Source organism: Thalassorhabdomicrobium marinisediminis (genome assembly GCF_003072065.1).
GTDB classification, from domain to species: domain Bacteria; phylum Pseudomonadota; class Alphaproteobacteria; order Rhodobacterales; family Rhodobacteraceae; genus Octadecabacter; species Octadecabacter marinisediminis.
Genome location: NZ_QCYG01000001.1, coordinates 467997 through 490033 on the forward strand (window position 1 = coordinate 467997; position 22037 = coordinate 490033).

At 64.1% G+C, this 22037-nt stretch carries 18 protein-coding genes; 7 read left to right on the forward strand and 11 right to left on the reverse strand.

Annotated features, from left to right (window positions below):
• The first annotated feature begins 133 nt into the window (after positions 1–133).
• Both otsB and DC363_RS02295 read left to right on the forward strand, forming a co-directional pair.
• On the forward strand, positions 134–940 hold the full coding sequence (gene otsB / locus DC363_RS02290; RefSeq protein WP_108639491.1) for a trehalose-phosphatase: 807 nt from the start codon (positions 134–136) through the stop codon (positions 938–940).
• Complete coding sequence (locus DC363_RS02295) at positions 925–2397, forward strand: alpha,alpha-trehalose-phosphate synthase (UDP-forming) (protein ID WP_108639492.1); 1473 nt, start codon at positions 925–927, stop codon at positions 2395–2397. Before otsB ends, DC363_RS02295 begins: the two co-directional genes overlap by 16 nt.
• A gap of 4 nt (positions 2398–2401) precedes the next feature.
• On the opposite strand, the gene DC363_RS02300 is transcribed toward DC363_RS02295, so the two are convergent.
• Complete coding sequence (locus DC363_RS02300) at positions 2402–3451, reverse strand: protein kinase family protein (RefSeq protein ID WP_108639493.1); 1050 nt, start codon at positions 3449–3451, stop codon at positions 2402–2404.
• Positions 3452–4031: 580 nt separating this feature from the next.
• Here DC363_RS02300 and DC363_RS17075 point away from each other — a divergent pair.
• The gene (locus tag DC363_RS17075) at positions 4032–4514 is read left to right on the forward strand and encodes a hypothetical protein (protein ID WP_241962896.1); all 483 of its coding nucleotides are present in this window, start codon (positions 4032–4034) and stop codon (positions 4512–4514) included.
• On the forward strand, positions 4511–6985 hold the full coding sequence (locus tag DC363_RS02305; protein WP_108639494.1) for a Hint domain-containing protein: 2475 nt from the start codon (positions 4511–4513) through the stop codon (positions 6983–6985). Before DC363_RS17075 ends, DC363_RS02305 begins: the two co-directional genes overlap by 4 nt.
• A 78-nt stretch (positions 6986–7063) precedes the next feature.
• Here the strand turns inward: DC363_RS02305 and DC363_RS02310 are convergent, their stop codons facing one another.
• The 3 genes from DC363_RS02310 to hemB all read right to left on the reverse strand — a co-directional run bounded on the left by DC363_RS02310 (position 7064) and on the right by hemB (position 9331).
• Positions 7064–7630, reverse strand: a complete 567-nt coding sequence (locus DC363_RS02310; RefSeq protein ID WP_108639545.1) for a nucleotidyltransferase family protein — start codon at positions 7628–7630, stop codon at positions 7064–7066.
• A gap of 22 nt (positions 7631–7652) precedes the next feature.
• Complete coding sequence (locus DC363_RS02315) at positions 7653–8210, reverse strand: lipid-binding SYLF domain-containing protein (protein WP_108639495.1); 558 nt, start codon at positions 8208–8210, stop codon at positions 7653–7655.
• Between the two features lie 122 nt (positions 8211–8332).
• A complete protein-coding gene (gene hemB, locus DC363_RS02320; RefSeq protein ID WP_108639496.1) occupies positions 8333–9331 on the reverse strand; it encodes a porphobilinogen synthase in 999 nt (332 codons plus the stop codon).
• A gap of 119 nt (positions 9332–9450) precedes the next feature.
• Here hemB and DC363_RS02325 point away from each other — a divergent pair, with 119 nt between their 5' ends.
• Both DC363_RS02325 and mfd read left to right on the forward strand, forming a co-directional pair.
• Complete coding sequence (locus DC363_RS02325) at positions 9451–9975, forward strand: component of SufBCD complex (RefSeq protein ID WP_108639497.1); 525 nt, start codon at positions 9451–9453, stop codon at positions 9973–9975.
• Positions 9976–10023: 48 nt separating this feature from the next.
• The gene (gene mfd, locus DC363_RS02330; protein WP_108639498.1) at positions 10024–13464 is read left to right on the forward strand and encodes a transcription-repair coupling factor; all 3441 of its coding nucleotides are present in this window, start codon (positions 10024–10026) and stop codon (positions 13462–13464) included.
• A 112-nt stretch (positions 13465–13576) separates the two neighbouring features.
• Here mfd and DC363_RS02335 read toward each other — a convergent pair whose 3' ends face one another.
• The 4 genes from DC363_RS02335 to DC363_RS02350 all read right to left on the reverse strand — a co-directional run bounded on the left by DC363_RS02335 (position 13577) and on the right by DC363_RS02350 (position 17959).
• A complete protein-coding gene (locus tag DC363_RS02335) occupies positions 13577–14818 on the reverse strand; it encodes a multidrug effflux MFS transporter (protein WP_108639499.1) in 1242 nt (413 codons plus the stop codon).
• Entirely contained in the window at positions 14815–15459 is a 645-nt protein-coding gene (locus DC363_RS02340) for a DsbA family oxidoreductase (RefSeq protein WP_108639500.1), read from the reverse strand. The genes DC363_RS02335 and DC363_RS02340 overlap by 4 nt, the downstream gene beginning before the upstream one ends.
• Positions 15460–15757: 298 nt before the next feature.
• Positions 15758–15982 (reverse strand): hypothetical protein, encoded by a 225-nt coding sequence (locus DC363_RS02345; RefSeq protein ID WP_108639501.1) that lies wholly within the window; start codon positions 15980–15982, stop codon positions 15758–15760.
• A 144-nt stretch (positions 15983–16126) separates the two neighbouring features.
• Entirely contained in the window at positions 16127–17959 is a 1833-nt protein-coding gene (locus DC363_RS02350; protein ID WP_108639502.1) for an extracellular solute-binding protein, read from the reverse strand.
• 598 nt (positions 17960–18557) lie between these two features.
• Here DC363_RS02350 and DC363_RS02355 point away from each other — a divergent pair.
• Positions 18558–19331 (forward strand): 3-hydroxybutyrate dehydrogenase, encoded by a 774-nt coding sequence (locus DC363_RS02355; protein WP_108639503.1) that lies wholly within the window; start codon positions 18558–18560, stop codon positions 19329–19331.
• An 18-nt stretch (positions 19332–19349) separates the two neighbouring features.
• Here DC363_RS02355 and DC363_RS02360 read toward each other — a convergent pair whose 3' ends face one another.
• The 3 genes from DC363_RS02360 to DC363_RS02370 form a co-directional block, all read right to left on the reverse strand.
• Positions 19350–20066 carry a DUF502 domain-containing protein gene (locus DC363_RS02360; protein ID WP_108639504.1) on the reverse strand — a complete coding sequence of 239 codons (717 nt, stop codon included), beginning with the start codon at positions 20064–20066 and terminating at the stop codon, positions 19350–19352.
• Positions 20067–20218: 152 nt separating this feature from the next.
• Positions 20219–21133: a pseudouridine-5'-phosphate glycosidase gene (locus DC363_RS02365; protein ID WP_108639505.1), complete on the reverse strand. Its 915-nt coding sequence runs from the start codon at positions 21131–21133 to the stop codon at positions 20219–20221.
• On the reverse strand, positions 21130–22023 hold the full coding sequence (locus DC363_RS02370) for a PfkB family carbohydrate kinase (RefSeq protein ID WP_108639506.1): 894 nt from the start codon (positions 22021–22023) through the stop codon (positions 21130–21132). The genes DC363_RS02365 and DC363_RS02370 overlap by 4 nt, the downstream gene beginning before the upstream one ends.
• Positions 22024–22037: the final 14 nt, after the last annotated feature.

Below are 22037 nucleotides of genomic sequence, written 5' to 3' on the forward strand. Positions count from 1 at the left end.
GATCAGCAAGACTAACGGGGCCCCATCGCGGGGCCCTTTTTTATAGCCGGTTGCGGCGGTCTTGGGCGGAACTTCACCCGAGCTTTCGGCGTTACAACCTTAAGGCTATCCAAGATCGATCAGGGACGAGGTCATGCTCACGTCATCATCCAGCACATCCGCTCAAACGTCGCCGAGCAAAGCAGGGCTTGCCGCTTTGCCGGACCTGTCGCAGGTGGCGCTGTTTCTGGATTTTGACGGCACGCTGGTCGAGATTGCCGAGCGGCCCGATGCCATCATCGTTCCCGATGATCTGCCTGCAACCTTGCGCGCCTTGGATGACGCAACCGGGGGCGCGGTGGCCGTTGTTTCGGGCCGACGGCTGGATGAGTTGGACGCATGGCTCACGGGGTTCGACGGCGTGCTCATCGGATCCCACGGGGCGGAAACGCGGAACGGTGCGGACGCAGGTGGGGACGGCGCCGCCCATACCGGCCGAGCGTTCAGTGACGCGCGTGATCGGCTGAGGGGCTGGGTCGCAGGGCGCGACGGTGTTCTGCTGGAAGAAAAGCCAGCCTCGCTGGTGCTGCATTACCGCCAGGTCCCCACGTGCGAGGGGGCCTGCGCTGACATCATGGACACGGTGGCGAGTGACCTGCCGGGGTTCGAAGTCCGTCCGTCAAAGATGGCGTTCGAGCTGATGCCGAAATCCGTTTCAAAGGAAACCGTTGTGCAGGATCTCATGACGCGCTGGTCCGGGCGCATCCCGGTGGCCATCGGCGATGACCGCACCGATGAGGGGATGTTTCGCGCAGCACAAGCGTTGGGCGGCACGGGGATCAAGGTCGGTGAGGGGGACACCCTCGCCAGCAGCAGGTTGCCCGACGTTACGGCGCTGCGCGCGCTTCTGGCCGATTGGCTCGAGGCCGAAGCAAGGGGGGTGACATGCCGAACCGCCTGATCGTCCTGTCCAACCGCATTCCCACCGATGGCCCCCCATCGGGGGGGCTTGTCGTCGCATTGCATGAGCTTCTGGCCGAACGGGGCGGGCTCTGGATCGGGTCGTCGGGCACCTTCGCCGAGACCCCCGGCGAAGAGCTGCAACCGGTGCCGACCGTTGATGGCTACGACAAAGCCACCTTTGACCTCACCGCGCAAGAGCACGAGGATTTCTATCTCGGCTACGCCAATTCCGTGCTCTGGCCCCTGTGTCACCACCGGACCGATCTGCTCGCCCTCGACCGGCGTTATGCGGCGGCCTATGATACGGTGAATGCCCGCGTGGCGCGGATGCTGGCCAAGGTGATCGGGCCGGACGATCTGGTCTGGGTCCACGACTATCACTTCCTGCCCATCGCCTATGAACTGCGCCGCCTGAACGTGACCGCGCGCATCGGGCTGTTCCTGCACATTCCGTTCCCGACCTCGCCGGACCTCATGGCGCTGCCCGAACAGAAAGAGTTCTTTCACTGGCTGGCCGCCTTCGATCTGGTCGGTTTGCAGACCGAAGCCGATGTCGCCCGCTGTCTGTCGGGTTTCCGCGAACAGCGGGAAGGGGAGCTGTTGCTGAACGGGCGGGTGAAATTCGGCCCTCGGGTATTTCAGGTCCGGTCCTTCCCCATCGGCATCGACGGCGCGGCCTTCCGCGACCTCGCCGAACGGGATGCACCGCTCGACCCGCTGCACCTTGGCAAGAACACGCGGCTGGCGATTGGCGTGGACCGCCTGGACTATTCCAAGGGCTTGCCGCAGCGGATCAAGGGGTTCGCCCGCTGGCTCGAGACGCGAAAACCCGGAACAGACCGCGCGACGCTGTTGCAGATCACCCCGCCCTCGCGCGAGGCGGTCGAAGCCTATCAGGAGATCACGACCGAGCTGGAAACCCTGACCGGGCGCACCAACGGCCAATTCGGAGAGATTGACTGGACCCCGGTGCGCCTGATCGAAAACGGCGTCCCGCGGGAGGTTCTGGCCCCGCTTTATCGCAGGGCCGATCTTGCGCTGGTCACGCCGCTGGCCGATGGCATGAACCTTGTAGCGAAAGAGTTCGTCGCAGCGCAGGACGCGGAGGATCCCGGCGTGCTGATCCTTTCGAACGCTGCCGGTGCGGCGGAACAGATGGTCGATGCGCTGATCGTCAATGCCCATGATGCAGATGAGATCAGCGAGGCGATCGAGCGTGCGCTGACCATGCCGCTTACTGAGCGAAAGGCCCGCCATGCGGCGCTGATGAAAGTGGTCGAGGACACGGACATTGCCACTTGGGGCGCGAGCTACATCGACTGTCTGCGCACCTCGGGTGAGGGTGGCGGCACATCCTCGCGTTTGCAGGATCTTCTGAGCGCATTGAAACGAGGCGAGCAGTTGCAACCGGCTCCGGTCGATCTGACGCCAAAGACCGAAGAACAGGCGGAATGAACGCCTAGACCCCCGGCGGGGTCCGGGGCAGGCTGAGCGCGCGCACGAAAATCTGTTCGACTTCTTGAAACAGCGGCGCGAAGGACCGTGTTTCGCGGTGTCGCCGGGCCAAGAACCCACCGGTTCTTGCCACGCGGGCGGCCATGTGCGGATCGGCCCCCACCAGATCGTAGCGCAGGATCCGATGCGCCGGGGTCCATGATTTTTTCTTCAACTCGTTGCGAATGACCCGCAAGCGCAGCGAGGCATGCAAGCAGGTGAAAATCTCGAACCGTTTGATAAAGTCTTCCTGCTTCGCGGGGTCGTCGGTCAGCGCCGCGTCGCGCAGGATCGGACGCAGGCTGTCGTAGATCGGCGCGATCTCCATCGGCAGGGCTTCGTCCGCGATGAGCCAGCCGAAATCCTCATACCCGCCGCGCAGCCCGCAATGTTCGAAATCGAACCAGCCGATGCGGTCGGCATCGTCAAGTGCGGCATTGGCGCTGCGGCAATCCCACTTCACCATGCGCGGCGCATCCACGGTCAACACCGCCTGCAACGCGTCGACCTCAACTTTGGGCACCGGCAGACCGTAAAGCCAGGCCAGACGTTCGGGGCCGCGGGCAAAGTGCCGGATCTCTTTGCGGGTGGCGGTGATCGGTGCAAGCAGATCGCCCCATTCGACACGGGCGGCGCAGGTGTGAATGTCAACAAGCGCGCGCAGGGCATCGCGCAGCAGCTCGGCTGCCGCCTCGGCCCCGCGCTGGTGCAAGACCACATTCAGCCGCCGCCGCCCGAGATCGCGGATCACGGTGAGGTCCCCCTGTTCATGCAGCACTTCGGGCACCCGGTCACATCCGGCGACCGCGAGCTTTTCCAACGCGGCCCGCTCATGGCGCAATCCGGTGCTGTCGACGCGCCGCGCCACGATGACGCTGCGGTTTGGCGTATGGACGCGATAGACGGGCCGTTTCTCGCCTCCGGGCATGCCGATGCGGATCACGTCTTCGCCGAATGTGGCGGAAATAAGGGCGCGCAGGGACGCAACGTCAGCGTCGATATCCGGTCGTGTCACTCTGGGTTCGCCCTTGTTTATCGTTGTTCCGCCCACGATTGACTTAGGACAGGCAACAGAAGCGGCACAAGAGTGATTCGCAAAATGCGGCGAAACTGCCCCAATTCGGTGCGCCCTTGTGGGCCAATTGTGGCAAGGAAATCGGCCAATCGGGCGAACTGGCGTCCGTTTGTGAACAATCCGCTGGCATATTGGCGATTGTTCACTGCCCAAGGTTGTGCTGCCGCCACCGACCAATCACTGCGCCGCACTCTAAGTCCCCATAATTTATAGATGAATCTGTTAAAAATGACCTAAATGTGTTCGAATTTCGGCAGGCTGCCTCATGTGGCCACTATTTTTTGACAATTGTCTTGGGTAGAACAATGGACGGGGGTGTCGATCTGTCTCACCTGGGGTGAGGGTTTCGACCAAAATATTTAGTCTGCGCCACGGCAACGTGGCCCGTTGTTGAATTGGTGCTCTTGCGGAAGCGGACGCACTTTTGATCGAAGGATTGCTGCCATGGCCGAAGAAACGAAGAATACGATTGGAACGCGTGGAGTCTATGTGACTGCCGGAACCGGCGGCACTGGCACGGGTGGAACCGGAACGGGTGGAACTGGCACGGGCGGCACGGGTGGCACTGGCACTGGCGGAATGGGCACGGGCGGCACTGGAACCGGCGGCACAGGTGGCACGGGCACGGGTGGAACCGGAACCGGCGGTACGGGCACTGGTGGAACTGGCACGGGTGGAACGGGGACGGGTGGAACCGGAACGGGCGGTACGGGGACTGGCGGCACGGGCACGGGTGGAACTGGCACGGGCGGCACTGGATCCGGCGGTACGGGCACTGGTGGCACTGGCACTGGTGGAACCGGAACGGGCGGCACTGGCACGGGTGGAACCGGAACGGGCGGCACTGGCACGGGTGGAACCGGAACAGGCGGCACCGGAACAGGCGGCACCGGAACAGGCGGCACTGGCACGGGTGGCACGGGGACCGGCGGAACCGGCTCTGGTGGCACGGGCTCTGGCGGCACGGGCAGTGCCGGCAGCACCTCGCGCGATGGCTATGTGACCGGCACCAGCGGCGATGACACGATCGTTCTGGGCTATACCGATGCGGACGGCGACCAGATCGACGAGGGCGATGCGATCCTTCCCGGCGAATATGACGATGACGACATCGTCTTTGCTCTGGGCGGCGACGATACCGTGCGCGCGGGTGAAGGGAATGACGAAGTCTATGGCGGCTCGGGCAACGACAGCATCGAAGGCAATGCCGGGGATGACGTGCTTTACGGCGACACAGGCGGACGCGCGCCCGAAGGCGGCGGCGGCCGGGAGAGCTTCGAGTGGGATCTGCAAACCGAGCATGACGTCGACACCTGCTTCACGCAGGACACGGGCCAGGTCGAGGTGACGTTCACGCGGCTGGTGGATGCCAACCGTCACGACAGCCATTTGGCGAAGGACAAGCTGAACGTCGACGGAATCGACTCCGGGGACGAAGCCATCGACAACCGCAGCGGACTGCACTCAGAAACCCACGGCCGCGACGGTCGCGGCAAGTTCCAGTGGGAGTTCTCGGAGGCCGTCTCGGACGTGCAGTTCAACGTGAACGACATCGACGGCGACGGCGTGGTGAAGATCACCGCCTATGATGCGGACGGCAACAAGATCCCGGTCGATCTGGACGGCGGCAGCTGTCTGAAGCTCATCGACACGGATTCTGTCGCCGGAGCGGATACCGCCGACAGCCAGGGCGGTTATGCGGGCGTGACCTCGCCGCATTACAACCTTCAGGTGACGATCCCCGGCCCGGTCGCTCGGATCGTCGTCGAACACACGCAGGACGGCTACAACAACTCAGGCATCCGCATCACCGACCTGTACTTCGACGCCCCCGCGGCGACGGACGACGGCCCCGATGGCAATGACACGATCGACGGCGGCAAAGGCAATGACGTGATCTACGGCGAAGGCGGGGATGATGTCCTTTACGGGGGCTATGGCAACGATACCATTTACGGCGGCCCCGGCGACGACAGCATCTTCGGCGGCAAGGGGGACGACGTCCTCTACGGCGGTGACGGCCACGATTATCTGGACGGTGGCAAGGGTGACGACACGATCTTTGGCGGTGACGGCCGCGACACGGTCTATGGTGGCGACGGCGACGACGTGATCAACACCGCCGGCGGGTCCGACCCTCGGCCGGACATCGGTTATCCCGGCCTCTACGGCGCGGACACCGACCCCGACAACGACCGGGATCTGGTCTACGGCGGCGACGGCGACGACCGCATCTTCACCGGTGACGATGCTGATACGATCTACGGCGGCGACGGCGACGACCAAATTCATTCCGGCTTCGACGACGATTATGTCGAAGGCGGCGATGGGGACGATACGATCATCGCCTCTGAGGGCAACGACGAGGTCTATGGCGGATCGGGCGATGATGTCATCTATGGCGGCCTTGGCCCTGATGCGCCCGATGTCGTTAATATCCCCGACGACGGCTCCGGCCCCTTCGGCCCGGATCTGGTGACCGACAACAACCGCGACACGCTGTTCGGTGGTGACGGGGACGACTCGATCTTTGGCATGGACGATGCCGATACGCTCTATGGCGGCGACGGCGACGACTACCTCGACGGTGGCGTGGACGATGACACGCTGTTTGGCGGCGACGGTGACGATGTGCTCAGGGGCGGGCAGGGTGCCGACGAACAGTTCGGCGGCTTCGGCTCGGACCGGTTCGTGATCGATGAGGAAGGCCACGGCGCGGGCGATGTGATCGTCGGCGGTGAGGATCCCGACGACGGTGACATCGACGTGCTCGACCTGACCGGGTCGAACGTGGATTACATCACCTATGATCCCGACGATGCCGAGGCCGGCGTGGTCACCTTCGGCGATGGCTCGACCCTGACCTTCTCGGAAATCGAGAATGTGATCCCCTGTTTCACGCCGGGCACCACGATTGCCACGCCGCGGGGCGAACGTCTGGTCGAGGATCTGCGGGAAGGCGACCGGATCATCACCCGCGACAACGGCATTCAGGAAATCCGCTGGGTGGGCCGCAAGGAGATGACGGGCAAAGCTCTGGTCTCGAACCCGCACCTCAAGCCGATCCTGATCCGCGCGGGCGCATTGGGCAACGGTCTGCCGGAACGGGACATGCTGGTCAGCCCGAATCACCGGATGCTGGTCGCAAGCGAGCGCACGCAGCTTTACTTCGAAGAGCGTGAGGTGCTGGCCGCCGCCAAACATCTTGTCGGCTCGGACGGCATTCACGAGGTGGACGTCATGGGCACGGCCTATATCCACTTCATGTTCGATCGTCACGAAGTCGTGCTGTCGAATGGCGCCTGGACCGAGAGCTTCCAGCCGGGGGATTACACGCTCAAAGGCATCGGCAACGCGCAGCGCAACGAAATCTTCGAGCTGTTCCCCGAGTTGCAGTCGAAGACCGGGCTTGAGGGCTATCAATCGGCCCGCCGCTCGCTGAAAAAGCACGAAGCGCGTCTTTTGGTGAAGTAAGATGCAGCTACGGCCCGCGCCTTTGGGGGGGGGCGCGGGGCAGAAACCGGAGTGCGCGAGCGCTCCGGTTTTTTGCTGTCAGCGCGTGCGGTAGGCGGCCCAGTCCTGCGGCGTGTCGAGGTCGAGCCGCGCGCGGTTGCCCGGCAGCGCGACGGTGACCGCGTCGGGGCAGGCGGCGATCAGTTTCGCCGCGCCGCGATCCCCGCGCAGCCCGGCGAACCGGGGAAACTGCGACGCCGCGAAATAGACCGGGTGGCCGGGCTGGTGGTCCTGCGTTGTCGCACGCACGATGGGTGCCTGCGTGCGTTGCGCGGCCTCGCGCAGCGTGGCAAGGTTTTCAGCGGTGATATCGGGCATGTCCGCCGGCAGGATGATGACGCCGCATGCGGTCTGGGGCAGGGCGGCGATACCGGCTTTGAGGCTGTCGGACATGGTTCCAGTCACCGCCACGACCTGCGCCGTGGCGGGCAGAACCGCCCGTCTTGGGTGATCCAGCGCGGGAAGCGTCACGAAGCAGGGCCCCAACTCCAAAGCACGGGCGGCCATACGCGCCAGAAGCGGTGTGCCGTCCACCTCTTCCAGCAGCTTGTCGACCCCCTCCATACGGCTGGACCGGCCAGCCGCCAGAAGCAGAACCGGAATCACCGAGGGCACCGGCCGGATGCAATCACGGAATGATGCGCGTGTATTTCGTGCCTTCGATGGTCGCCCCGGCGCGGAAACCCGCCTGCGCGAAGACCACCGCGATCACCGGCGCGAGCGAGGTCGTCGTCTCGGCCCGCAGGGATTCCCCGGTGTCGTTGAGCGCGTATTCCACATTGGCACCCACGGCCCAGCCGCTGGCGCGGCGGAAATCGGTCAGCGCCTCTGGCGTCATGAAGAACAGCACGCTCGAGAACTGCTGCCCGCCCACCTGCAACCCGGCGCTGGCGCTGGCGGCGGAATAATAATCGACCGTCGTCTCGCCAATGCGCAGCGCGCCGCGCCCGAACGAGCCGCCGACGCCCAGACCGGCCTGCGTGATCACCGGCATGACCAGCATGCCGCTGGCCTTGTTGGCCAGATCGCGGGTGCCGGGGTAGGTGGCATACATGTGGTTGAGCGTGCTGTCGACGCGGCTGTCGATCACCGCCGCCCCGGCGCCGCCGATGCCGTTGCCGCAAGCGGCCAATGTTGTCGCCGCCACGGTGCCGAGCGCGAACGTCCGTCTTGAAATCTGTGTCATAACTGCCTCGTGCCAAAACTTCGGGGTTTGTCCCCGTTATGGCCGACACTATAGGCAGTATTTCGCAAACTGTCAGCAGCTAGATGCAGCTGGGCGGGTTTTGGCCAAGACGCAGGAGCGGGTCAGCCGTTCAGGGCGCGGGCCGCGGCGGGGGCGAAATAGCTCAGCACACCGTCCGCACCTGCCCGTTTGAACCCCTGCAACGATTCCAGCATCACCCGGTCGCCGTCCAGCCAGCCGTTCTGCGCGGCCGCCTGCAGCATCGCGTATTCACCGCTCACCTGATAGGCGAAGGTGGGCACGCCGAACTCGGCCTTCACCCGCTGCAGAATATCAAGATAAGGCATCCCCGGTTTAACCATCACCATGTCCGCCCCCTCGGAGAGATCGCGCGCCACAAGGCGCAAAGCCTCATCGGAGTTGCCCGGGTCCATCTGATAGGTCTTCTTGTCCCCGGTCAGCGCCGCAGACGCGCCCACGGCATCGCGGAACGGGCCATAGAACGCCGAGGCATATTTCGCGCTGTAGCTGAGGATCGTGACGTCGCGGTGCCCTGCCTCTTCCAGCGCCTGCCGCATGGCGCCCACGCGCCCGTCCATCATGTCCGAGGGTCCAAGGATGTCGGCGCCGCAATCGGCCTGCGCCAAGGCCATTTTCACCAGCGCCTCAACCGTGCGGTCATTGACGATTTCGCCGTTCTCGACAAAGCCGTCGTGGCCGTTGACGTTGTAGGGATCAAGCGCGATGTCGGTCATCACAGCGATGTCCGGGCAGGTGTTCTTAATTTCGCGGATGGCGCGGTTGGCGATGTTGTCGCGGTCCCAGGCCAGCGCGCAATCTTCGGTCCGGGCTTCCATCCCCGTGTAGGGAAAGACGCAGATCGCGGGAATGCCCAGATCCCAAGCCTCACGCGCGGCGGCGCCGATCCGGTCCACCGTGCGCCGGACTACGCCGGGCATCGAGGGGATCGCCTCTTCCGCGTCGGAGCCTTCCATCACGAACACCGGCCAGATCAGATCCGACGGCGCCAGCGTGGTTTCGCGCACCAGCGCCCGCAAGGCAGGGCTTTGGCGCAGGCGGCGCAGGCGGGCGGTGGGGAAAGATGGAAGCGGGTGGGTCATGGATCGGGCCTTTCTGGTCACAGCCCGTGGGTGCCATGGAATTGATTGCATCACAAGGCTGGGCATTGCCGCAGACCCCCGCTAGGTTGCGCCAAAATGACATCAGGCTGCCGCACCCCGTGAACTGGACCGCTACCTTATTCGAAGTCATCGACATGCGCTCGTTCAGCAACCTCTGGTACTGGATCGGGCTTGCCGTCTTGTGGTCCACCGTGAGCCATTGGGTGCTTGGTGTGCCCTATGACATGATCCAGCGGGCCCGCAAACACGGGGGCGAGGCCGAGATCGACCTGCAGGATCTGGTGCGCATCAACGTCAACCGGCTGCTCTATATCGGGCGTGTCTCGGGGCTGGTGCTGCTGGCGCTGGTGTCCTTCATCCTGACCTCGCTGGCGATTCTCGCCTTCTACTACGATGTCGAATTCGCCCAGGCGACCTTCCTTCTGGCCTTTCCGATGACGCTGGTCGGCGCGCTGAGCCTCTCCACCGCCACGGTCATTGCCCGCGAACAGCCGCAGGGGGATGCGCTTTATGCGCGGCTGTCTAAACACCGGGTCATCACCCAGTTCATCGGCATGATCTCGATTTTCGTGACCGCGATGTATGGCATGTATCAAAATCTCGATGTTGGCCCCTATTTCTAGGCCGCCAGAACAGTTGACAGGACCGGCGGGTGACGTAAGTCCGACCTTATGACCAATCCAAATCACATCACCGTCTCGGGCGCGCCCGAAGGCTTCGACGCCCGTCTGGTTCTGGCCGAGGCCGAGCGCGGCCCCGTGGTTCACGTCTGCCGCGACGACAAGCGCTTGGCCGCGATGAAAGCCGCGCTCGCGTTCTTCGCGCCGCAGATGCCGGTGGTGGTGTTTCCGGGGTGGGATTGCCTGCCCTATGACCGCGTGTCGCCCAATGCCGACATTTCCGCCGCGCGCATGGCGGTGCTGGCGGGGCTGGCCCATGGGATGCCGGAACGGTTCGTGCTTCTGACCACGGTCAACGCGGCGACCCAGAAGGTGCCCGCCCGCGCTGTGCTGCGCGAAGCCGCGTTCACCGCCCACGTGGGCAGCCGCATCGACGAGGCCGCTCTCAAGGCGTTTCTGGTGCGCATGGGCTTTGTGCAAAGCCCCACGGTGACCGAGCCGGGCGACTACGCCGTGCGCGGTGGCATCATCGACATCTTCCCCCCGGGGCAAAGTGGTCCGGTGCGGCTGGACCTGTTCGGCGACGATCTGGACGGCGCGCGGCGGTTCGATCCGGCCACCCAGCGGACGACGGAAAAGCTCGACGTGGTCGAGTTGGCCCCCGTGTCCGAGGTGATATTGGACGAGGCGGCGATCACCCGGTTCCGGCAGACCTACCGTCTGGAGTTCGGCGCGGCGGGCACCGATGATCCGCTGTATGAGGCGGTGTCGGCCGGCAAGAAACACGCGGGCGTTGAACACTGGCTGAGCTTTTTCTACGACGAGTTGGAAACGCTGTTCGACTACGTACAAGGCGCGACGATCTCGCTGGATGAACAGAACGCGGCCCAACGTGAGGCGCGCTGGTCTTCCATCGACGATCAATACGACGCCCGGGTTGAGGCGATGCGCGCCAAGGGGCGGATGGACAGCGTTTACAAACCTGCCAAACCCTCCGGCCTTTATCTCGATGGGCCGGCTTGGGACGCGGCAGTGGCCGATTTCCGGGTGTTGCAATTCAACGCCTTGCCGCAGGCGACCGGTCTGGGCGTGATCGACGCGGGGGGGCGTATCGGACGCAACTTCGCACCGGAGCGCCAGCAGGAAAGTATCAGTCTTTTCGGGGCTTTAGCGCAACATCTTAAAGCAAAGCTTGAAGACGGGCCGGTGGTCGTCGCGTCCTATTCCGAGGGCGCGCGGGAGCGTCTGATGGGGCTGATCGAGGATGAGGGCATCGCCGAAACGATCCCCGTCACCGACTTTTCCCGGGTGGGCAAATCCGGCCTGCATCTCGCGGTCTGGGCGCTCGAACACGGGTTCGAGAGTGACGGGCTCACCGTGGTGTCCGAGCAGGACGTGCTGGGCGACCGGCTGATCCGGCAGACTCGCAAGAAACGCCGCGCCGAGAATTTCCTGACCGAGACCCAAAGCCTCACCCCCGGCGATCTTGTCGTCCATGTGGATCACGGGGTCGGGCGGTATCTGGGGCTTGAGGTGGTCACGGCAGCGGGGGCGGCGCACGAATGCTTGCTGTTGGAATATGCTGAAGGATCAAAGCTTTACCTGCCGGTTGAGAATATCGAACTGCTCAGCCGCTACGGCCATGAGGTCGGCCTGCTCGACAAGCTGGGCGGTGGCGCATGGCAGGCGAAGAAGGCCCGCCTGAAGGAACGCATCCGCGAGATGGCCGAGCGGCTGATCCGCGTGGCGGCCGAACGCGCGCTACGCACCGCCCCCGCGCTGACCCCGCCTGACGGCATGTGGGACCAGTTCCTTGCCCGTTTTCCCTATGCAGAGACCGACGACCAGTTGAACGCCATCGCCGATGTGCTCGAAGACCTCGGCTCGGGCCAGCCGATGGACCGGCTGGTCTGCGGCGACGTGGGCTTCGGCAAGACCGAAGTGGCGATCCGCGCGGCCTTTGTGGCGGCCATGTCCGGCGTGCAGGTGGCGATCGTCGCACCGACGACCTTGCTGGCACGGCAACACTACAAGGGGTTCGCCGAGCGGTTCCGCGGATTTCCCATCAATGTCAGACCCTTGTCGCGCTTTGTGAGCGCGAAGGACGCTGCCGCCACACGCGACGGTCTGGCCAAGGGCACGGTGGATATCGTCATCGGCACCCATGCGCTGCTGGCGAAATCGGTGCGGTTCAAAAACCTCGGGCTTTTGATCATCGATGAAGAGCAGCATTTCGGCGTGCAGCACAAGGAACGGCTGAAGCAGATGCGCACGGACATCCATGTTCTGACGCTCACCGCAACGCCGATCCCGCGCACGCTGCAGCTCAGCCTATCGGGCGTGCGCGAATTGTCGATCATCGGCACGCCGCCCATCGACCGGTTGGCGATTCGCACATACGTCAGCGAGTTCGATACGGTCACGATCCGCGAGGCGCTTCTGCGCGAGCATTACCGCGGCGGGCAGTCGTTCTTCGTCGTCCCGAGGGTGTCGGACCTGCCCGAGATGGAGGAGTGGCTGAAGACCGAGGTGCCCGAGGTCAGCTACGTCACCGCCAGCGGCCAGATGGCGGCGGGCGAGCTCGACGACCGGATGAACGCCTTCTACGACGGAAAATACGATGTTCTTCTGGCGACCACCATCGTCGAGAGCGGGTTGGATATCCCGACAGCGAACACGATGATCGTGCATCGCGCCGATATGTTCGGGCTGGCGCAACTCTACCAGATCCGCGGCCGTGTGGGCCGGTCAAAAACCCGCGCCTATGCCTATTTGACCTATAAACCGCGCCAGAAACTCACCCCGCAAGCGGAAAAGCGGCTGCGCGTGTTGGGCTCGATCGACACGCTGGGCGCGGGCTTCACACTGGCGAGCCAGGACCTCGACATTCGCGGGGCCGGCAACCTTCTGGGCGAGGAACAGTCCGGCCAGATGCGCGAGGTTGGCTATGAGCTTTATCAGTCGATGCTGGAAGAGCAGATCGCCAAAATTAAATCCGGCGAGGTGACGCTGGTTGAGGACGGTCAGTGGGCGCCGCAGATCAATCTGGGCGTGCCGGTGCTGATCCCCGAGGACTACGTCCCCGATCTGGACGTCCGGCTGGGACTCTATCGCCGTCTGAGCGAATTGACCACCAAGGTCGAACTTGAAGGGTTCGCCGCTGAATTGATCGACCGGTTCGGGAAATTGCCGAAAGAGGTCAATACCCTGATGCTTGTGGTGCGGATCAAGGCGATGTGCAAACGCGCCGGAATCAGCCAGTTGGACGGCGGGCCGAAGGGGGCGGTGATCCGGTTCCACAACGACAAGTTCGCCTCACCCGAGGGATTGGTCGCGTTCATCGAGGACCAGCGCGGCATGGCGAAGGTGAAGGACAACAAGATCGTCATCCGGCGCGACTGGTCCACGGACCGCGAGAAAATTCAGGGCGCGTTCAACATTGCGCGCGACCTTGCAGCGAAGGTGAAGGCTGCGAAGAAGGCCCACGGGTAACAGGGCTGTTGGGCTGCGGTTGCGGGCGGGGGTTGGGGGCTTTGCCCCCCGGCGCCTGCGGCACCTCCCCCCAGGATATTTCCAAAGCAAAGATGGGGGAAGGCGGACTTGGTCAGTCGCTGTCGCGGCGGATCTTGGTGGTGATCCAAAGCGCGATGCAGGCGCAGATGAAGATGCCGATGGCCAGCGGCAGCGGCGTTCCGTCAAAGTTCAGGCCGATGGGCACCGCGATGATCACCGCACCGACCGTGGAGGTGGCCGTGATGATCGAAGCCGCCGAGCCCGCGATATGCCCCATGGGCTCCATGGCGAGCGCGTTGAGGTTGCCCAGGGTCAGCCCCGCCTGAAAGAAGACCGAGACCGTCCAGAGCGCGTAGAACACCAGTTCGACCTGCTTCGGCAACCCTAGCATCATGACCAGCACCATGCCCGCCGAGAGGGCCATCTGCGCGGTGAACATGCCCTTGATGATCGCGCGCATGCCAAGTCGCCCGACCAGCCGCGCGTTGATCAGCGAGGCAGAGGCGGCCAGCACGGCGATCCCGCCGAACCACAGATGGAAGGTCTCGCCCTGACCGTAGGTGATGTCGAACACCTGTTGGGTCGAGCTGAGCACCGAGAAGAGCATTCCCATGCTGAGGGTCTGCACGAAGGTCGACAGGCGCGCGGTGGGGTGTCGGAACACTTCGGCTGCGGCGTGAAACAGTGTTGTGAACCGCAGGGGGCGGCGGTTCTCGGGCGCCAGCGTTTCCGGCTGGCGCAACATCAGCCAGAGCGTGGCCACCAGAGAGAAGAGCGCAAACGCGATGAAAATGCTGCGCCAGCCCGACAGCGCGATTATGAAGGCGCCGAGACTGGGTGCCAGCGCGGGGACGAGCGAGAAGATCAGCATCACGAAGGACATGATCCGCGCCATGTTGCGCCCGGCATAAAGGTCGCGCACCAGCGCCATCGTCGCCACCCGCGGCGCGGAGGCGGCCAGCCCCATAAGCAGCCGTGAGGCCAGCATGGTTTCCAGCGTCGGCGCGAGATAGGCCACGAGAGTCGCGGCCACATAGAGCGTGGCCCCGACGGCAATCACCGGTTTGCGGCCGAACCGGTCGGCCACGGGGCCGATGAAGAAGGTGCCCAGCCCCATGCCCAGCACGAAGCTGGTGATGATCAGTTGCGCGTTGTTGAGATTGTCCGGCGACAGTTCCGCGCCGATCTCGGGCAGGGCGGGGAGCATGGCGTCGATGGAGAAGGCCACCGTCGCCACCAGCATCGCGATCAGCGCGACGAATTCGACCTGTCCGAGCGCCTTCTCGGGGCGTCCAAAGGGGCGCCGGCCATGGGCTTTGTCTGCGATGCTCATTCCGAGGCCTCGATCTGGTTCATGATTTCTTCCATGACCTTGACCCACATCTCGGGCGGCTGCGCTCCGGGGACGGCGTGCTGGTTGGCGACGATGAAGGTCGGCACCGAGGTGACGCCCATCTCGCGGCTGTGGGCGTCGCGTTTGCGGATGTCGTCCACGTCGGCATCGGACTTGAGCAGCTTGCCGATCACGGCGGCGTCCATTTCGCAGCCGTCGGCGATGTCGAGCAGCACGTCATGGGCACCGATGTCGCGGGCGTCGCGGAAATAGGCTTCGAACAGGCGCTGGACCACGAAACTCTGACGGCCCTCGATGCCCGCCCAGTGGATCAGCCGGTGGGCGTCGATGGTGTTCGGCGTGCGCTGCATGTCTTCGAAGTTGATCGTCAGCCCCGCCGCTTCGGCCTGTTCCAGCACCGGCGCATAGGCTTTGACCGCGCCCTCCTTGCCGCCGAACTTCGCCTCAAGGTAGGTGCGCCGGTCGAGGCCTTCGGCGGGCATGTGGGGGTTGAGCTGGAAGGGATGCCATTCGATCACGAACGGATGGTCGGGAATCTGTTCCAGCGCGCGGTCCAGATTCGTCTTGCCAATATAGCACCACGGGCAGATCGGGTCGGAAATGATATCTAGTTTGACCATGCTCGGCCTTTCATCGGGGTCTTGGCGCGGGGCGCAACAGGTATGGGACACGCCGCGCGGCAAGGCGTCGGCGCAAGGAAGGCGCGGCGTCATGTGGCGGGCGATGGGCCGCTCAGGGGCGGCTACTTCGGTATCGTCTATCACATAGGTTTGGGTATGAAAGACGCCAATGGCGTGCGGGGGGAATTAACCAGATGCCGCCGCAGGGTCTTCCACGGGGCGCGTTTCACGGGACCTGCGTGGCTTGCCCGACATCAAAAGCGCGGCGCGTGGCCCTTTCGCGCCGGCAGCCGGCCTGTCAGGCGGCGAGCGCCCCGTCGTGGTGCCGGCGGCGGATCAGCCAGTCTTGCAAAGTTTCCGCGGCTTCCCGTGGGGTAAGATCGTGGGCCCGGGCGAGCTGCGGGATGATCGACGGCCAGTCCTGTCCCGCCTGTTTCAGCGGGACCGGGTCGAGAAAGGGAAACTCAGCCAGCAGAAGGTCGAGAACGGCTGACCCGGGGGGCGGCGCTGGAAAGGCGGTCATGTTCAGGCTCCTCAAACCGTGGGGGCTGTTGCGGGAAGTCTGCGGATAAGTGCTTTACATATGGTTAATCGGCGCCCCGCAGGGGGCCGCAACAAATAAGGGCGCCACGAAAGGCGCCCTTTTGCATTGGACAATGAGGTGGCCTTACCCCTCGTCCCACCACCAGACATCGGGCTGCCAGCCGGGCCAGTCCCCGAAAATCGGCATGGTTTCTGGATACTTGAGCCGTTTGTCATGGGCGATGCGGCTGATGTTCCACTGGTAGATCGGCAGCACGTAGCGCCCTGCGGTCAGCAAGCGGTCAAGCGCGCGTGTGGCGGCAAGGAAGTCGTCCTGGCTCTCGGAGGTGAGCAACCGGTCGATCATCGCGTCGATGGCTTCGGACTTCACGCCCATCAGGTTGCGCCCGCCTTCCACATCGGCCGCCTCGCTCCCCCAATACAGGAACTGCTCGTTCCCCGGAGAAAGCGACAGCCCCCGGCGGTAGTAGGTCATGCCGAAGTCATAGGCATCCGTACGTTCGGCATATTGCGCGTTGTCGACCACGGTGATCGTCGGGGTGATGCCCAACCGGCGCAGGCTTTCCACATACATGTCGATGATCGACTGGTTCTCGGAGGAGCCGGACTTGAGCAGGATCTCGAAGGTGAACGCCTCGCCCGCGTCGTTCTTCATCACGCCGTCCTGCACGGTCCAGCCGGCCTGTTCCATCAGATCAAGCGCGCGGGCAATGTTGGCGCGGTTGCGCTCGGACCCGTCCGAGACGGGCAGGGCATAGCCGCTGATGGCATCCTCGGGGATCTGGTCGGCGTAGGGTTCGAGAAACTCGAGCACGCGGCCCGTGGCGGGCCCTTCCTGCATCGCCAGCGGCGAGTTCGAGAAATACGAGGTGATGCGGGGCTGTTCGCCACCGGTCATCGCTTCGTTGATGAACTCGAAGTTGAACGCATGCAGCAGGGCGTCGCGCACGCGGATGTCTTGGAACTGCGGCAGACGGGTGTTCATCACGAAGCCGGTGATGCCCGAGGGGCGCGAATGGGGCAGGATCGAGCGGACGTAATCGCCCGACTGCATCAGCGCGAAATCATATTGGGTGGTCCACTTGGCCACGTTGAATTCGCGGTTGGTGTTTACGTCGCCGACCTTGAAGGCCTCGAAAGCTGCGGTCTCGTCACCGAAGAACTCCATCCGCAGGGTGTCAAGATTGTAGAGGCCGTTCACGAAGGGCACGACGCCGTAGCCCCAGTAATCCTCATCGCGGGTGAGCTCGATGAAGCGACCGGCCTCGAAATCCGTGATGATGTAGGGGGAGGAGACGACGGGGATCGTGTCGAGCCCGGATTCGGCGAAGGCCAGCCCGTCCCATTGGGATTTCTGCAGGATCGGACGCAAGCCGGCCAGCAGCGCAAGTTCGCGGTCCTCGGTGTTGAAGGTCAGACGGACGCTGCGCTCTCCGGTTTGTTCGATGCTCTCGACCTTGCCGTAAAAGCCCTGATAGCGGGGGTGGCCTTCGGTGCCCAACGTCTCATAGGACCAGATCACATCCTCGACCGTGACGGGGCTGCCGTCCGAGAAGCGCGCCTCGGGGCGCAGGGTGAATTCCACCCATGAGCGGTCGTCCGCCGTTTCAACCGATTCGGCGAGCAAGCCGTATAGCGTGAAGGGTTCATCCAGCGACCGCGCCATGAGGCTTTCGCCCATGAGGTAGCGCAACTGCCAATGCACCGAGCCCTTGGTGATGAACGGGTTCAGGCTGTCGAAGCTGCCCACGTTGGCGGTGACCATCCGCCCGCCCTTGGGCGCGTCGGGATTGGCATAGGGCAGGTGGTCGAAATCCGCAGGCAGGGCTGGTTCGCCATACATGGCGATGCCGTGCATCGGCTCGGCCGCGGCGCCCAACGCCAGAAGCGAGGTGGTCGCGGCCAGTGCGATCCCGCGCCAAAGCGCGCCGATTGCGGTGGATGGTCGATTGGTCATAGGCTGTGTGCTCCCGATTGGACCCCGGTTTCGGCCGGGTATTGCCGTCAGCCTAGAGGCGGAAACAAACCATTTCAAACTTTTAGCTTGGATACGGGCGGCGGATTGCTTATAACAGGGGCACTGCTCGATAGGTTTCTTGCCTGTATGAAACCTGCCTCAATAACTTAACCCCAGCTTCGGCTGGGGTTTTTTTCTGCCTGTATTTATTGGCGTTCAGGCCCATTTGCTTAAAGCTTTACCGAATGTTCGCGCCTATATGCGCGACGCGTTCAGATACCCGAGAATCACCTGCGGCAATGGCCTTGATCTACGCCCACGGGAGAATGGAAAAAAGCCCCTGTGCCGTCCGATAAGCGGGTCAAACGGGAGCTTTCACAGGATTGTGAGAGCACGTCCGACCAGGGAGGCACAGCATGCATGAGCGGGGCCGGTGTGCGACCGGCCCGCGCAGGCCGATTTGCGCAAGAATCGTGGCAAGGGCCACCCCCGTGGCGTGGGTTTTCAGTCGTAAGCCCACCGTACCAGTCCTCGGCGCTTGCTGTCCCGCGCGGGGCGCCTATGCTGCGCTGCAATATCGTAAAACCACGGAGCCCCCATGACCCTTGCAGGAAAAACCGCCGTCATCACCGGATCGAACTCAGGCATCGGGCTGGGAATCGCGCAAGAGATGGCGAAGGCTGGCGCGAACGTCGTCCTCAATTCCTTCACCGACCGGGATGAGGATCACGCCATCGCCAAGGATCTGGCCGCAGAGCACGGGATCGAGGCGCGCTACATTGCGGCGGACATGTCGAAGGCCGAGGACTGCCGCGGCTTGATCGAACAGGCCGGGGCCTGCGACATTCTGATCAACAACGCGGGCATCCAGCACGTGGCCCCGGTGGACGAGTTCCCCACCGAAAAATGGGATGCGATCATTGCGATCAATCTGACCTCGGCCTTCCACACCACGGCGGTCGCCCTGCCGATGATGCGCAAGGCAGGCTGGGGCCGGGTGATCAACATCGCCAGCGCCCACGGGCTCACCGCGTCGCCCTACAAAAGTGCTTATGTGGCGGCGAAGCACGGGATTGTGGGCCTGACCAAGACGGTCGCGCTCGAGACCGCGCAGGACCCGATCACCTGCAACGCGATCTGCCCGGGCTACGTGCTGACGCCGCTGGTCGAGGCGCAGATCCCCGACACGATGAAAGAATACGACATGAGCCGTGAGGACGTGATCAAGAACGTGATGCTCACCCGCCAGCCGTCCAAGGAATTCGCGACAGTGGAACAGCTTGGCGGCACGGCGGTGTTCCTGGCCTCGAACGCGGCGGCGCAGATCACCGGCACGACACTCAGCGTAGACGGCGGCTGGACCGCACTTTAGAGCGCGGCCCATCGCAGCCTAGTTTTGCGGGTCGTCCGGCGTGGAATGGGCGATCCGGCCCACCAGTTCATCCAGCGCATCGGGGGCGCGGCCGTCCTTCTCGCCGGGGTAGACCAGCCCGGCCGAGATCACCAGCTTCGCCGCATCCTCGACCGTCATATCGAGTTCCACGACATCGGCCGTGGGCACCAGCAGCAAAAAGCCCGAGGTCGGGTTCGGCGTGGTCGGCAGAAAGACCGAGGTCATCGGCCCCGCATTGGCCTTCTCCAGCAGTTCGCCCTTGGTCGTGGTCGAGATGAAACCGATGGCCCAGATCCCCTTACGCGGGTATTCGATCAGACAGGCCCGGTCAAAACTGCTCTCGGTCTGGGCGAAGACCGTCTCGGCGATCTGTTTGACCGCGTTGTAGATCGAGCGGACGATGGGCATCCGCGCGACAAGGCTTTCGCCCCAGCGCAAAAAGCTACGCCCGATCAATCCCTTGCCCAGCCAGCCGACGAACATCGTGAAGATCAGGAAGATCACCAAACCGATGCCGCGGACGTTCACCTCGATCCAGTTGGGGTCCGAGGGGTCGCGCCCCATGGCGTAGTTCAGCAGGGCTTCGGTCTGATAGGCATCGGGCACGAAGGGCCAGACAAAGCTGTCGACCCAGCCCACGACCGTCCAGATCAGCCACAGGGTCAGACCGATGGGCGCGATCACCACAAGCCCGGCAATAAAGTTGTTCCGCATCGCGGTCAGAACGGGACGACGCAGTTTAGGGTCTTGGGGTGTGCTCACGCGTGGGGGGCCTTTGTCAGGGGTTCAAAACGATATGTAGTGCACCCCTGTGACTTGGACAATGCGAGGTTGGGCGAAGCTCTCTCTCGCCGGATTTGACCGACTCAGGCCACCAGCGATTGGGCGATCTTCGCAGCCAGACGGGCGTTGTTGCGCACCAGCGCGATGTTCGCGGTCAGCGAAGCGCCCTCGGTCAGCTCGAAAATCCGGCCCAGCAGGAACGGGGTCACCGATTTCGCGGCGATGCCCTGATCCTCGGCCTCTTTCAAGGCCTTGTCGATGATGGGGGCAAGGGTGCTGGCAGGAATTTCCGCGTCCGAGGGGATCGGGTTGGCGACCATCTGGCCACCGGGCAGGCCCATCAACGCGCGCATCTTGTGGGCGGCGGCGATGTCTTCGGCGCGGTCCATGCGCAGCGGTGCCGCAAGGGACGAGGCCGAGGACCAGAAAGCGGGGAGGGTGTCTTGCCCATAGGCGATGACCGGCACGCCGAGGGTTTCGAGCACTTCGTAGGTCTTGTCGAGGTCAAGGATCGCCTTGGCCCCGGCGGCAACAACCGTCACCGGTGTCTGCGACAGTTCCTGCAGGTCGGCGGAAATATCGAAGCTGGTCTCGGCCCCTTTGTGGACGCCGCCGATCCCGCCGGTGGCGAAGACCGAGATGCCCGCCAGATGCGCCGCGATCATGGTGGCGGCGACGGTGGTGGCCCCCGTGCCGCCCAGCGCGATGCAGGCGGCCATGTCGGCACGGCTGAGCTTGGCGACGTCATCGGCCTGCGCCAGCGTGTCGAGTTCCGCGTCCGTCAGGCCGATGTGCAAAGTCCCGTCCATCACCGCGATGGTGGCGGGCGTGGCACCTGCGTCGCGGATGTCCTGTTCCACCTGACGCGCGGTCTCCACGTTCTGCGGATAGGGCATGCCGTGGGTGATGATGGTGGATTCAAGTGCGACGATGGCCGTGCCATTGTCCTTGGCGGTCTGCACTTCGGGGGCGTATTTGAGCGGGAGCTGCTGGGTCATAGGGGTGTCTTTCCGGATACATAGGTTGCGGCTGCGTTCAACGCGCGTTCCAAGGCGGCCTGCGGGGCCATACCTTGCAATTCGGACGCGATATGGGCGGCCATGAATGTATCACCTGCGCCGGTGACGCGGGTGACGAGGACTTCGGGCGGCTGCGCCGTGCGCAGGGTGTCGCCGTGGCTTTCCGCGGCCAGACTGCCGCCATCGGTGACAAGCACCCGGTGCACCCCGCGTTTGGTCAGTCCGCGCGCGGCGTCGGGGGCGGTGTCAAAGCTGGTCTGGCAAAGCAGACCCGCCTCTTCGAGGTTCACATAGAGCGTGGCCGAGGGATGGCCGACCAGGGCCAGCAGACGTTCGGCCTTGCCCGGAGAGGCCGGGGCCACGCGCAGGTCGGCGGCGCGGAACAGGGGCGAGTTGGCGATGTCGTAGAGCAAATCCCGCGTCAGGTTCCCGTCCAGCGCCACAAGACTGTCCCAGGGCGCTTCAGCGCTGCCAAGGGTGCCGTCGGACATGGGCGCAAGGATCTTGGTGCCCGCCTGTTCCAGCGAATGGGCGTCGGCAATGGCCGCAATCAGCCCGTTGGCCCCCTCGATCGCCATGTATGAATCCGTGGGCAGATCGGCGGAGCGGTAAAGATATTCGGTCATCAGGCCCATGTGCTCGGCCTCGGTCACCAGCTCACAACCTTCCGCGTCGCGGCCCACGGCCGACAGCAGCGCGGGCGTCAGGCCGAATTTGGCCAGCGTCATGGCAATGTTCATGGCCACGCCGCCGGGCAAGCGGGTGATGCGGCCGGGCACGTCCGAGCCCTCACGCATGTGGCTGGGCGCGCGGCCGATGATGTCCCAGAGGACCGAGCCGATGCACAGAATGTCAGGTGCCGTTGTCATGGCGTGGTCATGGC